This window comes from Alcanivorax sp. VBW004 (genome assembly GCF_009718865.1).
In the GTDB taxonomy this organism is placed as follows: domain Bacteria; phylum Pseudomonadota; class Gammaproteobacteria; order Pseudomonadales; family Alcanivoracaceae; genus Alcanivorax.
In genome coordinates, this window is record NZ_WNHC01000001.1 from 3144215 (window position 1) to 3160384 (window position 16170).

At 59.4% G+C, this 16170-nt stretch carries 10 protein-coding genes; 1 reads left to right on the forward strand and 9 read right to left on the reverse strand.

The features are described from left to right. A complete protein-coding gene (locus F1529_RS14310) occupies positions 1 to 2937 on the reverse strand; it encodes a DUF748 domain-containing protein (protein WP_370457035.1) in 2937 nt (978 codons plus the stop codon). A gap of 143 nt (positions 2938 to 3080) precedes the next feature. Between F1529_RS14310 and F1529_RS14315 the strand changes: the two genes are divergently transcribed. Beyond that, positions 3081 to 3548, forward strand: coding sequence for a hotdog fold domain-containing protein (locus tag F1529_RS14315; RefSeq protein WP_007151282.1), 468 nt, complete (start codon positions 3081 to 3083; stop codon positions 3546 to 3548). Between the two features lie 110 nt (positions 3549 to 3658). Here the strand turns inward: F1529_RS14315 and F1529_RS14320 are convergent, their stop codons facing one another. The 8 genes from F1529_RS14320 to F1529_RS14355 form a co-directional block, all read right to left on the reverse strand. After that, on the reverse strand, positions 3659 to 4369 hold the full coding sequence (locus F1529_RS14320; RefSeq protein WP_196220410.1) for an alpha/beta family hydrolase: 711 nt from the start codon (positions 4367 to 4369) through the stop codon (positions 3659 to 3661). Between the two features lie 21 nt (positions 4370 to 4390). After that, positions 4391 to 5008 (reverse strand): TetR family transcriptional regulator, encoded by a 618-nt coding sequence (locus F1529_RS14325; protein ID WP_370457036.1) that lies wholly within the window; start codon positions 5006 to 5008, stop codon positions 4391 to 4393. Beyond that, complete coding sequence (locus tag F1529_RS14330; protein ID WP_155135629.1) at positions 5005 to 5787, reverse strand: SDR family oxidoreductase; 783 nt, start codon at positions 5785 to 5787, stop codon at positions 5005 to 5007. Before F1529_RS14330 ends, F1529_RS14325 begins: the two co-directional genes overlap by 4 nt. A gap of 110 nt (positions 5788 to 5897) precedes the next feature. Further along, positions 5898 to 6941 (reverse strand): PA0069 family radical SAM protein, encoded by a 1044-nt coding sequence (locus F1529_RS14335; RefSeq protein ID WP_155135632.1) that lies wholly within the window; start codon positions 6939 to 6941, stop codon positions 5898 to 5900. Positions 6942 to 7033: 92 nt separating this feature from the next. Then, the gene (locus F1529_RS14340) at positions 7034 to 11875 is read right to left on the reverse strand and encodes an NAD-glutamate dehydrogenase (protein ID WP_155135635.1); all 4842 of its coding nucleotides are present in this window, start codon (positions 11873 to 11875) and stop codon (positions 7034 to 7036) included. A 292-nt stretch (positions 11876 to 12167) separates the two neighbouring features. Beyond that, positions 12168 to 13340 carry an SO2930 family diheme c-type cytochrome gene (locus tag F1529_RS14345; protein WP_196220411.1) on the reverse strand — a complete coding sequence of 391 codons (1173 nt, stop codon included), beginning with the start codon at positions 13338 to 13340 and terminating at the stop codon, positions 12168 to 12170. Between the two features lie 10 nt (positions 13341 to 13350). After that, on the reverse strand, positions 13351 to 14559 hold the full coding sequence (locus F1529_RS14350; RefSeq protein WP_155135641.1) for an SO2930 family diheme c-type cytochrome: 1209 nt from the start codon (positions 14557 to 14559) through the stop codon (positions 13351 to 13353). A 70-nt stretch (positions 14560 to 14629) separates the two neighbouring features. Next, positions 14630 to 16165 carry a parallel beta-helix domain-containing protein gene (locus F1529_RS14355; protein ID WP_196220412.1) on the reverse strand — a complete coding sequence of 512 codons (1536 nt, stop codon included), beginning with the start codon at positions 16163 to 16165 and terminating at the stop codon, positions 14630 to 14632. Positions 16166 to 16170 lie beyond the last annotated feature (5 nt).

Consider the following 16170-nt stretch of genomic DNA (forward strand, 5'->3'; position numbering starts at 1 on the left):
TTATTTTTCCAGCGTCAGGGTCAGCCCGGTCACCGCGCCATCCACTTTGGATTCTTTCAGGTACACCCGGGACTGCTCAATCTGGAACTGCTGCACCAGCGCCGCCTTGGCATTTTCCGAACGCAAACGTGCCAGCTCCACCAGCTGTGCCTTATCCACTGAGGGCGCCTCTGCGGTGACCATGGCATCCCAGGCACTGCGCGCCAGTACACTGTCCCGCTCATCGTCATCCTCGGGCAGGGGCGCGCTGACCAGTGTTTCCACATCACGGTCATAGTCAGACTCGTAACGGCGGATCAGCTTGCGGCGCCATTTCTTTTCCAACACGGCCGCATCAATACCCGGCCAGTCATCACCGGCCACATCGTCCCCAATCGTCTGATCGGCAAGCGCGGTGCGATCCTCTGCACTGGCCGTACCAACCAGCCCGATGTGCAGGTGCGGCTTTTCAGTGAGCACCTTGGCCAGGGCTTGCAAGGAACTGGAGGTTTGCGGGCCCACCTCGGCGGTGCCGGGGTCGAACACAATGGTCTCCAGGTTCTCGCCACCGGCCAGCCCGGCCAGTACGGAGAACGGCGCCGTGGCCGCCTTGACCACAATGTTGGTCAGCACTTTCAGAATCATGCCGCTGACACTGAAGCTGGGGTCATCCAGGTCACCGGACATTTTCACCGGCAAGGTAATTTCACCGGAACGACTGCGCAGCACCGACAGACCCAGTTTCACCGGCGCCCTCACCGCTTCATCACTGGGCACTTTTTCGCCCAGATAGAACTGGTCCGCAAGAATATCGGAGACACTGTTCAGGTGGTTTTTCTCAACGGTGACTTCGGTATCCACCCCCAACTGGCCCTTCTCCACCTTGTACCCCAGGTACAGCCCGGTATAAGGCGTCAGGCTGGTCATTTCATAATTGTTCAGCGACACCACCATGTCCGTAGACAATGGCTCCGGGGACAAACGCCCCTTGATGGAAAACGGCGCATACCGGTCCACCTGCGCATTCAGGTCCAGCCTGGCAGTGCTGCCCGGACGGGTATCCAGATTGCTCACCGTACCCGACAGCTGATACAGGCCGATACGGAAATTAGGGCTCAGCGACAGGTCTTCATGGCGTACCTGACTGCCGATCAGACGCACGCGATCCACCGTCACTTGCCAGGGTTTTGAGGAAGACGAAGATGAAGCGCTCGACGAGCTGCTCCCCGATGGCATCGCGGCGTCAATGCGGGTAGAGGCATCTCGCCCCTGGGCGTCCACCTGGTGCAGCATGTCCATGCCCGTCAGCCCGATTTCGCCAACGCGCACCCGCTGTGCGGCGGTATCCAGCGACAGCTTGCTCACCTGCACCCTATTGACCTTGATAAGAGGTCGGCCGCCTTCCAGCAAATTGAAACCGGCCATGCTGGCGCTGCCATTCACGGTAATATCCGGGCCATCGCCTTTCACCGCAGACTGCAAATCCAGATCCAGCTGACCGCTAGCCACTTTCAGCGGCGCTTCACGCTCCAGCCAGGGCGACAACGGTGCTAACGGCAGCCCGGCCAGCGCCGCCTTGGCGGTCACCGACAACGGCGCCAACTGGCCCTCACCGGAGTGCGTCAACGCGCCTTGCTCCTGAATCTGGGCCTTGCCCTCCCAGGTAAAGGTAGCTTCTTCACCCAGGATGAGATTTTTCAGCGTGAACTCACCGTCGGTCAGGCTCACCGTTTGCGGCGGATTCAAGGTACGGTCAGTGAAGCGGAACGTATTGCCATCCACTTTCAGCGTTCCCAGATTCGTCACCCAAACCGTCTCGGCCTCTTTAATGCGCTCTGCGGCTTCTTGCGCTTTTTCCTTCACTTCCTGTTTGCGCTGCTCCGCTTCTTCCGGGTCCACCGGCAAGAACAAGGTGGCCAGATCCAGCCCGTCGGCATCCAGGACCACATTCACAGCAGGCTGGCTGAGACTCACCTCCGGCAAGGTGATTTCCTGCTTCTCGCTATCCACGGCAATGCCCGTCACGGTCAACGCAGGCACGCTGACACTGGGCGCGTCTTCACCGGGTTTCTGAATCTGCAATTCACGCAGGGTCAGCTCACCATTGCTCACCACCACCCGGGTGCCCGGTTCCGTGGTGAACAGGTAGTCCGTCTGCAGATCCAGTTCACCGGATGGCACGGTAAAACGCACTTCGCCCTGGGCCAGTTTTGCCAGTGACACCAGGTCCACTTTCTCGATACTCAAGCGGCCCTGGGCCAGGAATGGCGAGAATTCAAAACGCCCATCCCAATCGAATGCACCGCCATCCGGGCCTTCCAGGCGAATGGCGTAACCGTTCTGGTTTTCCCCTTTTGCCACGGTGGAAAAATTGGTCACCGTAAACGCCACCGGCAGCACCAACTGATGGGGTTCCTTGCCTGCGGCTTCGGTATAGCGCAGGTCGCCATTGGTCAGGGCCAACGCACCCACGGAAATGTTGGGAAGTGCCCCGGCGTCTTCCGGGGCCGGCTCAGGCTCAACGTCCTCGGCACTGTCCGTTAATTGGCTATCAATATGCGCAAGCACATCGTCAAAGTTGAAGACAGAACCTGGATTGCGCTGACCTCGCACCGTCAGGCCATCGAGGTCGACCTGACTGAAATGCCAACTCCAGCGAAACAGCGACGACAACTCGAAGTTCACATAAAGCTGATTGAAGCCCAACAGGACATCAGTCTGTTCATCGTTGATAGCGAACCCGTTCACGGTGGCACTCAAGGCCAGCGGGTTGATCTTCACCTCGCTGATCACCACTTCACGGCCGGTCAACTGGGCCAGCGCATCACGGGCATTGTCACGCACGAGACCGGGGGCAACAAAAAAGCCCAGCAATACGTATAACAGATAGAGGCTGACCAGAATCAACAGTGTCTTGATCTTCCAGCTACTGCGCTTCCATGCCTGTGTGACTTTCACGCCCTTCCCCCTCTCGCTGATGCCGCTGATGTTGAAATCCTGACGCCATGGTAGCAGTTGGGCCGGGCCGTGGCGCCCCAAAACCCATTGCAGCGCCTCCCCGGCTGTGGAGAATGAGCCCATTGATTTCAGGAGCCCGCCCCATGAGTAATAACTACCTGCTGAACATGTACGAAAAAGCCTTGAAGCTGCCCGCCGGGCGCAAGCTTTTCTCCATGGTCTTCAGCCGCAAAGCGCCGTACTTCGCGACCATCACACCCACTATCTCTGAATTGCGTCCGAATTTCTGTGAGGTTACGTTTAAGAAACGCAAAGGGGTGGAAAACCACATCCAGACCGTGCACGTCATCGCCATCTGCAACGCACTGGAATGCGCCATGGGCGCCATGGCTGAAGCCTCAGTCCCCAAGCACCTGCGCTGGATTCCCAAAGGCATGAACGTGAACTACACCGCCAAGGCCACCACCAACATTACCGCCACCGCAGAAGCCAACCCGGAAGACTGGAAGCCCGGCAACCTGCCCGTGACCGTAAAAGCCATGCGCGATGACGGCACCGTGGTGGTCGAAGGCACTATCAATCTGTGGATCAGCGAAAAACCGCAGAAGTAAGCTCGCCGAAATGTGCCCGGCTGAGTAGAGAAACCGCCAACGCGGAGTTCATCGCGTGGCCAGGCTGGCGAAACTTTCCTCGCCAGCTTGGCCCAGCCCCCTGCCCCACTTCAGACCTTCTGACTGTTGATGGCCGGCATCCCATTGGCCATGAACGCGGCTGCCATCCTGGCCGATTCATCGATCAGGTCCTGTTGTTGCAATCCACTGCGTTTCAGCGGTTTGAAATCATGATCGCCACTGGGTAGCCAGTGTAATTGCACCCGCTCCGGCAGGCCATAACCCACCACCTCGTCCGGTTTGCCAAAGGGGTCCCGCTCGCCCTGGCAGACCAGCATGGGAGCCGTCAGCGCCGGCAAGTGATCAATGCGGGTTTTCTCCGGTTTCCCGGGCGGATGAAAGGGGTAGCCCAGCGCGATAACGCCAGCCACATCCAGCGCGGCCACACCATTGCCCTCAGCGGCCAGCATGGAGGCCATGCGTCCGCCCATGGATTTGCCACCGATCCACAGTGGCAGCGCGCCATCGGGAATCTCAGACAATTCAGCCGCCAGACTTCGAGCTTCTCTGACGCGCTCGGCAAACGCCGCCAGTAATTTCGGTGCGCGGTCCGGCGGGAATTGTCGTTGCTCGTCACGACGGCGCTGCATGTAGGGAAATTCAAACCGCAGCACCGCCACGGAATGTGATGCCAACGCTGCGGCCATGGTGTTCATGAAATCGCTGTCCATCGCAGCGCCGGCACCGTGTGCCAGCAGCAAAACTGCAACAGGCTTCTCTGCCCGGTCATACAGACAATCCACACCAAACCGTTCAGTCATACTCTCCATCCTGCCATACCCTTAAAGCGCGGCCTGCAACGCTCGTAGCTGGGTGCGCAGTGCATCCCCGAATTCCACCTGAAACACATCCAGCGGGGGCGTCTTTATCACGGTGGCCACCACCGGTGCCGGTTGACTCACCGCCCAGCAACCTATCACCGATTGCTGCACCTGCATCAGGAAACGTATGGCCTGGTCACCCTCGAGGGCAAAGTCGCGCTGCAGGCGAGCAGCCAACTGCGCAAAACTGGCCAGCAAGGCCTGCTTGAATTCCCGTGCCTGTGATTCATCCAGATTGTGTTCCAGCACGGTATGCAGAATAGAGGTCAACCGGCAGAACAATGGGCGGGCAATTAGTAGCTCACTGATTGCCGCCCAAGCGGGCCCCTCCTGCGGCAGAGGCGCCTCAACCATGGCATCCAGTTCACTCAGATAGAGCGCCAGAAACAGCGCTTCTTTAGAAGGGAAATACCGGTACAACGCCGCCTTGGTCACACCGGACTGGCGGGCGATGGTCGCCAGGCTGATGGCCGCGAACCGCTGTTCGGCAAAAAACAGCGCCGCCGCCTCCAGAATGTGGGCGCGCCGTTCCGCTTTCTGCTCCGGGGAACGGGCACGTTGAAAAGGACAAGAATTCACGCTTGTAACAATCCAGCCAGTCGGCGGGTAATCATACGGGGCGAGAGCTTGCCGAGCCACACCATCAACAGGTTCTTCAGGCCAGGAATCACAATCGCGCGGTGGCGTCCGGCCAGCGCCTTGCTGACCACCGCTTCGGTGGTCATGGTGCCGGCCTTGAAGAGCAAGGTGTTGGTCATGTTCGCTTCCTGGGCAAACTCGGACGCCGTGGCACCGGGGCAAAGCGCACTCACTGCCACGCCCTCTTTTTTCAGCTCTTCATGCAGGCCTTCCGAAAACGACAGCACAAACGCTTTTGAGGCGTAATAGATACTCATGTTCGGGCCGGCCTGGAACGCCGCAGTGGACGCCACATTGATCACAAACGCCCCCTGCCCTGCCGTACTGGAATGGCTGGACGCTTTCAGCTGTGGCACCAACCGCCAGGTCAGATCCACCAGGGCAGTCACATTCACCTGGATCATGTCCAGCTGACGCTGCAGTGGTAGATCGGAAAAATCGCCCCGGTCGCCAAAACCGGCATTGTTGATCAAGCCAGTCAGTTCCACATTATGGGTAGCCATATCCGCTACCAGTTTTTCTGCCGCACCGGCCTGGGCCAAATCGGAGGCGATACACACAACCTCAAGGTTATGGCGCTGGCGCAACTCACTGGCCAATGTTTCCAATCGATCCAGACGACGCGCCGCCAGCACCAGGTTGTGCCCCTGGGTGGCCAGCTGGCGAGCAAACTCTTCACCAATACCGGCGCTGGCACCGGTAATCAATACCGCTTTCATCGGACTCTCCTGTCAGGCACACCGGAAGCGGGCGCACCGTCAATGCAAATTAGTAACCACTGGTCACTAAAGTAAAGGAAAGGCCGGCAAAGGTAAATAACCCAGAGTTACTAAACGGCTCCCCACAGGCTCAGCTGCCCATGGGGCCCGGGTGGCACAAAGCCGCCCGTGTCCAGATCCAGCGACTCCCTGTCCGCCAGCCCGGCACTGCGGCAGGCGGAGTCAAAACGCTGACGCAGCAGATGCGCCCAGGCACCCTGCCCGCTCTGACGTTGGTGCCAGCGGCTGTCATAAATGGCGCCGCCATGCAGATCACGCATTACCGACATGACCTTCTCGGCCCGATCCGGGTAATGGTCCGCCAGCCATTCCTGCCACAGCGGCCCGACTTCATGGGGTAAGCGCAGCACCACATAACCTGCCTGCTGGGCGCCTGCCATGGCCACCTGATGCACAATGTCTTCCAGCTCATGGTCGTTGATGAAGGGAATCACCGGCGCCACCAGCACCGTTACCGGTACGCCGGCACGGCTGAGTTCGCGGACCACCTTTAACCGCTCCTTGCCGCCGCTGGCACGGGGCTCCAGCTCTCCTTTCAGACGGTTATCCAGCGTGGTGACCGAAACAGCCACCGAGGCACGTCCCGCCCGGGCCATGGGCGCAATCAGGTCCAGATCCCGCAGCACCAGAGTACTTTTGGTAATCAGGCTGAAGGGGTGCTGGCAATCCACCAACACCTGCAACAGCTCACGGGTAATGCGTCGCTCTCGCTCAATGGGCTGATAAGGGTCGGTGACCGTGCCGAGCACAATGGGCCGACAGCGGTAAGACGGTTTGCGAAGGCTGTCGCGAAGCACCTCCGCAGCATTGTCCTTGCAGAAAATCTCGCTCTCGAAGTCCTGACCGGGTGATAAATCCACATAGGCATGGTTGGGACGGGCATAGCAATAAATGCAGCCATGTTCGCAGCCCCGATACGGATTGATACTCTGCTCGAACGGCAGGTCCGGACTACGATTGGTCATGATGATGCTGCTGGCTTTTTCGCGATGATAGCGAGTCGGCCGGCTCACCGGAGGGCTATCCGATTCAGAATGGCTGACGGCAAAACGGCCAGGTAGCTGGCTCAAGGTGCCCCGGTTCGCTGCGCGCATAAACTTCACCTCTGCATATACTGTCTTTTTGTACAGTATATGCAGAGGCCAGCCAACTCAAGTGCATTCCGTGTGGTACCGACTTCTGCGAGTTACAGGCTTCGCAGTTTACGCAGCTCCCGCACCCCCACCGCCAGTGTCATGAAGTCGTGGGGGCCATCCGCCTGCAGGGTCTGCAAACGGTGGATACCAAAGGCCACCTTGCGGCGGGATTTTTCTTCCCAGGCGGCAAAGCGCGCGGCGGCGTTGTCACCCTCATACTCCAGCACCTTGGCGGCCACTTGGCGGTGCAGGCGGTAGGAATCTTCGCGCAGGTTGGCACGGGCCAGCGCTTGCCAGCGATCTTGCACAGACAGATCCAGAATCGACGACAGCAGCCACAGAATCTGCAGCTTATCGCCCACCAGAAAGTACACTTCCGCCGCCAGTTTCAGCGGCACCTGGGCCAGCGAGGCAAGCTCGACAATATCCGGGGCGCACCCCAGCACCATGGTATTGGCTAACAGCTTCGCCTCTTTCTCGGGCACGCCATCGTCTTTCATGCCCTCCACGGCCTGATCCCATTCCTGCCGATAACTGCCCGGCAGTGCCTCAGGCAGCATGCCTTCCAGCTCGGCAATGGCCTTGCGGTAGCGAGCCACCGCTTCTGCCACCGGACGCCGCCCCCATTTGTAATGAATCAGCCAGGTGGTCACGTGCTTCATCAGCCCGATGACGCGGCCATAAAGCCGTAGCTGCACCTGGCTGTCCACACGCCCGTCCAGGCCATCCACCGGCGCCCAATACAGGTCGCCATCGAACACCGCATGGGCCATGGCGTAGGCCTTCACCAAACGGTGCAAGGACAAACCATGCTCATCCGCATACCGATGCACAAAGGCGAACCCCATCCGGTTGACCACCGCGTTGGCCAGCACCGTGGCGATCAACTCCCGGCGCAGGCCATGGTTAAGCAGATCATCGCCGAAGGACTCCACCAGTTCCTGCGGAAAGTAATGCAGCACGTCCTTGTCAAAGAACGCATCATCGGGGACATCCGACGCCAGCAAGGCATCGAACAGCGCATTTTTGGTATAGGACAACAACACCGACAGTTCCGGGCGGGTCAGCCCTTTGCCGCGGGTGCGACGTTCGCTGAGTGATTCATCATCCGGCAGGTACTCCACCGTGCGCACCAGCATGGCCTGACGCTCCAGCGTACGCAGGTGGTTGGCGTGCTCATCCAGCCGCGACGCCGCGTTGTATTCCAGCAGGCTTAGAGCCAGGCTCTGCACGTAGTTGTCGTGCAGCACCGCATCGGCCACATCGTCGGTCATGCGCACCAGCAAGGGGTCGCGGGTATCGCGATCCAGCCGCCCGTCACGCAAACGCTGGTTAAGCGGAATCTTGATATTCACTTCCCGGTCAGAGCTGTGCACGCCGCCGGAGTTATCAATGGCGTCGGTATTGATCCGCCCGCCATTGAGCGCAAATTCAATACGCCCCAGTTGCGTGAGCCCCAGATTGCCGCCCTCACCCACTACCTGGCAGCGCAGTTCCTTGCCGTTCACACGAATGGCATCATTGGCCCTGTCCCCCACCTGGCTATGACTCTCGTTACTGCCTTTCACATAGGTGCCGATACCACCGTTCCAGAGCAGTTCCACCGGCGCCTTGAGAATCGCCATGATCAATTCTGCCGGGGTCAGCGTCCGTTCACTGATACCCAGCGCCTGGCAGGCCGGCTCACTGAGTTCGATACTCTTGGCGCTGCGCGACCAGACACCGCCGCCCTCGGACATGGCCTCGCGGTCGAAATCATCCCAGGTGGCGCCCCTGGTCGTGAACAGGCGCTGGCGCTCGGCAAAGGTGGCCGCCGGGTCCGGGTTTGGGTCGATAAAGATGTGCAGGTGATTGAAGGCCGCGACTAATTGAATCTGGTCCGACAACAGCATGCCGTTGCCAAACACATCGCCGCCCATGTCGCCGATCCCCACCACAGTAAACGGCTGCGTCTGGATATCCTTGTCCTGTTCCCGGAAGTGACGCTTCACGCTTTCCCAGGCACCCCGTGCGGTAATGCCCATTTGCTTGTGGTCGTAACCGGCACTGCCTCCAGAGGCAAACGCATCGCCCAGCCAGAAGCCGTATTCATCTGCCAGGCCGTTGGCAATATCCGAGAAGGTCGCGGTGCCCTTGTCCGCCGCCACTACCAGATAGGGGTCATCGCCGTCGTGGCGCACCACCTGTTCCGGCGCCACAATCGCGTCGCCTTCGCGATTATCAGTGAGGTCCAGCAGGCCACGGATGAACTCCTTGTAGCAGGCAATACCCTGCTGCTGCCACGCCTCCCGATCTCCCGGTGTGCCGCCTTTCACCACAAAACCGCCCTTGGCCCCCACCGGCACAATAATGGCGTTCTTGACCATTTGCGCCTTGACCAGGCCCAGCACCTCGGTGCGGAAATCCTCACGCCGGTCGGACCAGCGCAGGCCGCCACGGGCCACCGGCCCACCACGCAAGTGAATGCCTTCCATGGTGGGTGAATACACAAAGGTTTCGTACATGGGCAACGGCGGCGGCAACTCCGACACCTTCTTCGGATCGAGCTTCAGGCTGACATAGGCTTTGTCATGGCCGCCCGCGTCCTGCTGATAGAAATTGGTACGCAGCCCCGCGCGCACCACACTCAGGAACGCCCGCAGCACACGATCCGCATCCAGGGACGCCACGCCATCGAGTTCATGATCCAGGTTCTGTGCCAGTTTCAATCCTTCATTATCACGACGGCTGTCAGTCAACTGCGGGTCAAAGCGGGTTTCGAAAAGCTGCACCAGCAAGCGGGCAATGCGCGCATGTTCCGCCAGCAACTCTTCCATGTAGTTCTGCGAATACGGCAACCCGGTTTGAATCAGGTATTTGGTCAGGGTACGCAGGCACACCACCTGACGGGCATTCAGGCCCGCCAGCAACACCAGTCGATTCAGGCCGTCATTTTCCGTATGGCCATTCCAGCATTGCAGGAAGGCATCTTCGAAGTAACGCTTCTGCTGGGCCGGCCCCAGGGAACACTCACCATGGACCTGCACGTCGAAGACCTGAATCCAGCGAGGTTCGCCATCACGGGGCGTCACCCGGGTCGGGTTCTGGCGCGCTACCCGCAAACCAAAATTTTCCAGTGCCGGCAGCACATCGGACAAACCGATGGGATTATTCAGGCTATAAAGTCGCAGGCTGGTCGGGCACGCCGCACCGTCTGCATCGGTAATGGCCAGGCAGGGCAGCACTGGTTGGGCGGCAGACAACTGCGTCAGGTATTGCAGGTCGGCGGCGGCTTCCACGGCACTGTGTGCTTCCCGGTAACCGAGGGGAAAGGCGTCACCGTAACGCAGGGCCAGGGCAGCCCCGTCATCGGCCCGGCTGCCCACCTTGTCGCCCTGCTCATCCTGGTAGCCACTTTCGCGCAACACTTCCCGTAACTGGTCCGACCAGGAGCGGGTAATTTCAATCAGCCGTTGCTCCACCTGGCTGTCGGTCATGGCCAGCTGTGTGCCTTGGGGAATACGTACAATGCAGTGAATCCGGGCCAGCCCTTCGCGGAGGAAATCCACGGTGCGCTCCACGGAGCGACCGTTGCACAACGTCATCAGCTCGGCGGTGACCTTGTCGCGTAATTCCCGGGAGTAGCGCTCGCGGCTCAGGTAAATCATGCACGAATAAAAACGCCCATAGCGGTCCCGGCGCATGAATATCCGCAGATGATGACGATCACGCAGGGCGCGAATGCCCATGCAGATGTCGTACAACTCTTCCTCTCGACACTGGAACAACTCATCGCGGGGAAGCTGGTAAATGATATCGCGCAGGTGCTTGCCGGAATGCGAGCGTTCCGGCAACCGGGAACGGTCTAGCACGTAATTCACCTTGCGGCGAATCAGTGGAATGTCCCGGGGACGATTGATGTAAGCATCCAGGGAAAACAGCCCGATATAGCGGTCGGTGCCTTCCACCGATCCATCAGCGGCCAGGCGCTTCACGGATACCACATCCATATAGTGCGGATGATGAATCGGCGAGCGCACATTGGCTTTGGTTACGACTACCAGACGACCATGGCGGATGTATTTGGCCATTTCGTCATGGGGCGCAATAAATTCATCCGCGTTGGCGTAAGGGCTGCCGGGTCGCGCCAGACCAAGACCGGCCTCGTCCACCAGATGCAGTTGCATGCCACCGTCCACCGCTTTCGCTTCGGAACGGGCATATCCCAGAAAGGTAAAGTGGTCTTCGGACAACCATTCGATAAAGCCGGTGGCTTCCTGTAACTCCTGCTGATCCCGCTCCGGGTAACTGGCCGACAGGTTGCTGCGGGTCGCTTCCAGGTTGTCGAGCATGGGCTCGAAGTCGTCCACCACCACGCGCAGATCACCCAGCACGCGCTCGAGAATGCCCTGCAGGCGGGCATAATCCTCGTCGTCTGCCAGCGGTTCGAATTCCACGTAGATCATGGACTCCGCCGGCTGCTCGCCATCACCCACCCCCGTCACCTGGGTCAGATGCCCATGGGCATCGCGTCGCACCTGAATGACCGGGTGCACGGTCCAGTCGATGGCGGTGCCGGCATCACGCACGGCCATGGCCACCGAATCCACCAGAAAGGGGACGTCATCGGTAACGGTGCGCAACGCGGCAAGGCCGCCGGGGCGACAGGGAGGCTTCAGGTGAATCAGGGTTTCGCCGGGGTGGCGCTGGTGCGCCATCAGCCAGTGCTGCTGGGCGATATGGAAGAGTTGTTCCGGAGGCCGGGCCGTCAACGCGGCCAGACTGCTCATTTCATAATAGGCAGCGAGAAAGCTGCGAAACAGAGACTGGTGGTCAGCACCGATGTGGGCAGTGACCTGCCCTTCCAGCTGGGCCTGCAACAGCGCCTGGCGTTGAGCGATGTCATCCTGCATCGAAACCTCCGGCGTCCTTGGAACTACGCATTACTACGCAACCTCGTTACGTAAAACCGGATCACGTGAGAGGTCACGTTCTCCGGACCCTCACCAGGCCGGCCGGGCGCGCCCTGCAGGCCCTTTCGCTCACTCTATACCGGTGGCCGCGGCCAATACCAGCCTGCTGTTTCAAGTAATCAAACCATTCCATCAGGACAGCAGGATGACAGCACGAAAAACGTTATCGCGCGTTGCGGGGTAAACAAGAGGAGCCAGCGCAGAAAGACGCAAGGAGTTATTCAGAGGTTCCTTAATCCAATGTGGCGCACGCTTTCGCGGGCATCGCATCAATCCACTGGCGCACCAGTGCGACCGCATCGTGGTCTGCGAGGCTGCGACCCAGCGGTGGCATCATATCCTTGGCATTATCGGTATGGCGCTGAGCACCCAGCCGGAACGGCAACACCGAGTCAGCCGCATTGCCGGGCACGATATCGTAGGTGAGGCCCAACGGCCCCCCGTAATACCCCTGCGCCCGGTTGCAGATGCCATAGATGTAATCGGTAGGGTCTCGCCACATTTCCAGCCGCAGGCCCGACAGCGCACCGCTGCCCACGTCACTGTGGCAATGGCTGCAGTTGGTATCCAGATAGGAGCGTACGCGCAGGTCCAGCGGTTCGCTGGTGTCATGCCAATCCACGGCGCGGGGCCAGCTTGCCGGGGCAGGCGCATCAGCCAGCATGCCGTTTTCCTGCCAGTAAACCAGCTGATTTTTGGCTCCACCGGCGTAGGGAAAATCATGATTCAGCTGACGAGCCGTTGTGCCCAGCGGGGTCATCACTTCATTGTCAGTGCGGCCTTGGTGGCACTTGCGGCAAGCCAGCACATCGGGGATCTGGTAGCGGAAATCCTGCTGCACACCGTCGACCATGACATAGGTGTCGATCACCTTGCCGGTCCGTGCCAGCGTGGCATCCTGGCCATCCGCTTGCCACTGATACGGCAACCCCACCCAGCCGGAGGCCCGGTGGATCAACAGGCGGGTTTCCATCAGACGGTCATCGCCCCCGGCAGCGCTGACCGGCAAGGCGAAGGTTTTCACCATCACGGTGCCCACCGGGAATACCAGCCCAAAAGTGTCACGGTATTGTGCCGTGCTCCCTTCGGGCAGAAAAATAAATCGATACTTGGTTGCGTGATCACTAAAAAGGCCACTGGCCGGGGCAAATGCTAGCCCCGGCCCAGTGGGGCCCACACGAGGATCACGGCCATCAGAAAACAGCTGATACTGGGACAGGCGCGGGCAATTCACTTCCGCCAGCGCTTGCCAGTTCGGCCCGTCGCTGTCGGCAAGACAGCGCGGGTCGGTGATATCCGGCTCGGGCTCTGGTGCGGTGGCGGTCGTATCACTACCGCCACCACTGCCACCACAAGCCGTCAGCAGCAATAACAAGACGCTGTACAGACCGGTTCTTGCTATCACTGCATCACCCTCACTTGGAGGAACAGGACGCGTCAGGCAGGCTGTTGATCCAGGCCTTCACCAGGGCAACACCTTCCTCATGGATCAGCGCACGGCCAAGGCGCGGCATGCTGTCCTGCGGGTTGGTGGTATCCATGCGGAAATGCAGGATCGATTCGTCTGCGTTACCCGGCACCACGTCGTAGGTCATTTCACCCTGGTCATAGGCGATGGGGCCCTTGCAGACACCGTGCTTTTCTTTCTCGGTGTCATAGTCGCGCCAGAACTCCAGCTGCAAACCGGTGTAGGCCGCAGTGCCTCCCACGCCGTGGCAATGGGCACAGTTCACATCCAGGTAGCCTTTTGCCGCCGCCATCAGTTGTTCATCGCTGTAACCACTGATCAAGCCCGCATCAGCATCGTGGTAGCTCGGCACCTTGTCCACCTGATCCAGAGCCGGAAGGCCGCTGAGAATACCCACGTCGCTCCAGTGACTCAGCTGGTTTTCCGGGCCACTGCCATAGTCCATATCACCATTGAGATGACGGGCCTTGGGACCGATGGGAATAAACACATTGGTATCGCCGGTATCATGGCTGTGGCACTGCTTGCACTGCGCCTTGTCGGGCACGGAATAGGTGAAGGATTCCTGGGCACCGTTGTGCACCAGTGTCGCGGGCAACTGTGCCCCCTGAACCCGGTAGGTCGCCTCGGTGCCGTCTGCGTTCCACACATAAGGTAGCGCGGTCCAGCCGCCAGCACGATGAATCAGCAGGCGGGTTTCCAGCAACGTTTCCGTGCTCGTCTGCGGATCATAACCGCGGTAAGCGGTATCCGCCGGCAGGGCGAAAGTCTTGGTAATAACGGTGCCCACCGGGAAGTCGAAAACAGTGTCTTCATTGTAGGTGGCACTCTGTCCATCCGGCACAAACACAAACCGGTATTTGCTGGTGTAGTCAGAGAACAAAGGCGTATTCAAGTCATAGGCTATGCCACCGTGGGCATCCCGGGTGGGATCACAGCTGCTGGTAAAGAGGTTGTAGTCCGAGAGCTTTTCCAGGTTGTCATTTTCCAGTGCGTCCCAGTTTACGTCCGCGCTGTCACTGATCTGGCAGTTCCTGGCCACCGGATCGCCGCCACCAGTACCAGCACCTCCACCGCCGCTACTACCGCCACCGCCGCCACAGGCGGTCAGTATTGCGGCGGTAGAAAGCAGAGAAATCTGCATTAATGTTTTCATGTCATGACTCCTGCTTCGGGGCGGCGACAGGCCGCCCCGAAATCAGACAGGTAGAAAAGATAAACAAACGTTAGAGAACAGGGGCCGGCTTGCAGTGCTCGCTGGTGGTGTCATCCACGCCACAACCAAACTGCTCACCCTTGAAGGTCAAGGTGGCCGCAGGCAACGCCGGCTGGCTGCAATCCAGCAGATCTGCACCCACTGCCGGGCTCAGCGTCGGGCCGGACATGGTGGCAGCGGTGGCCGGGTCGTAGGGATAGCCGATCAGGGTGTCGCCGTTGTTCTGGAAACAAACCTTCTCGCCCTCTTCATAAGCGTCAGCCACTGGCAGCAAAGCGCTGCTGTTAGCCAGCTGCTCGCCTAGACCGTCATACAGAATGCCCGGCCACTGCAGTTCCGGAGTCAGTGTGAACAGCGTAATCATGTCCTGAATCAACGCCCCATTCGGTGCGGAACCGGCATTGGTGATGGCGTTATCGTGCACATGAATATTGCGCACAACTGGCAGCCAACCGTCGGCGATGATGGACTGATAATCGGGACCCGCCGCGTTTTCATCGGCGATAAAGAAGCTGGTCACTGCCACTGCCAGGGTATCGTGATCGGCAATCTCGTTATCGAAAATTTCCACATCGTCAGTGGACAGAACGATGACACCTGTGCCCGGCGGCACGATATGAACGCCACCCGGGTTGCTGCTGCTATTGGCAAAGTTCTTGGTGTTGTTTTCAGTCACGGTGTTACCGAAGACCCGCACACCAGAACCATAGGTGCCATTACCGATGGGCAGATCGAATACCAGCAAACCACCGGTATTGAAGCGGGCGATATTGTTGTACATGTCCGCACCGGTGGAGTTCTCGATTTCGATCCCCGCCACGTTGTATTCGGCCACGTTGTTGCGCACAACAATGTTCTGTGACTGCCCCACATAGACACCGGCATCCGCAGAACCGCGTACGTAGCTGTTTTCCACCAGCACATTGCTGCTTTCTACCGGGTACAGGCCGTAAGCGCCGTTGCCCTTGTCCGGCTCACCCTGCCATACCGTCGCGGTGTAGTTGATACGCACACCATCAGCATGCTGGAACTTGATGGCATTGTTGGCCGCTTCCACTACGGCCAGGCCGTAGACTTCCACATCATTGATGTTGGTGATAAACAGACCGTCATCACCTACGGAATTGCTGAAATCCAGGATGGTCTTGTCCATGCCCTGGCCACAAATTGTAATGTCTGCAATGCGTGCGCCACCCAGTTCACCATCCAGGGTCAGCGTATCGTTCAGGTCAAAGCGCCCTTCCGGGAACGCGATCACATCCCCGTCCTGAGCATCAAGGAAAGCAATCTTGGCGCTGTCAGTAATGTTATTCGCATCCAACATGATGGCGTCGTCACCACCACAGGCGATTTCCTGCTGCGGTACATCGGCTGGCATGTCCTGCGGGAACTGATAGCCCACCGGGTTCTCACCACCACCATTAGCACCACCACCACCACTACTGCTGCCACCACCGCCACAGGCGGCCAGTGATACGGCCAGGGCCAGCGGCGCTAGCAGGCGAGCCGCCGGCACATCTACGAACTTGTTCTTAGTTGCATTCATTATTA

Bases quoted from the DNA above. Each gene is read 5' to 3' on its own strand.
- F1529_RS14315 (WP_007151282.1), top strand. From the start codon at position 3,081: ATGAGTAATAACTACCTGCTGAACATGTACGAAAAAGCCTTGAAGCTG.
- F1529_RS14320 (WP_196220410.1), bottom strand. From the start codon at position 4,369: ATGACTGAACGGTTTGGTGTGGATTGTCTGTATGACCGGGCAGAGAAG.
- F1529_RS14330 (WP_155135629.1), bottom strand. From the start codon at position 5,787: ATGAAAGCGGTATTGATTACCGGTGCCAGCGCCGGTATTGGTGAAGAG.
- F1529_RS14335 (WP_155135632.1), bottom strand. From the start codon at position 6,941: ATGCGCGCAGCGAACCGGGGCACCTTGAGCCAGCTACCTGGCCGTTTT.
- F1529_RS14340 (WP_155135635.1), bottom strand. From the start codon at position 11,875: ATGCAGGATGACATCGCTCAACGCCAGGCGCTGTTGCAGGCCCAGCTG.
- F1529_RS14350 (WP_155135641.1), bottom strand. From the start codon at position 14,559: ATGAAAACATTAATGCAGATTTCTCTGCTTTCTACCGCCGCAATACTG.
- F1529_RS14355 (WP_196220412.1), bottom strand. From the start codon at position 16,165: ATGAATGCAACTAAGAACAAGTTCGTAGATGTGCCGGCGGCTCGCCTG.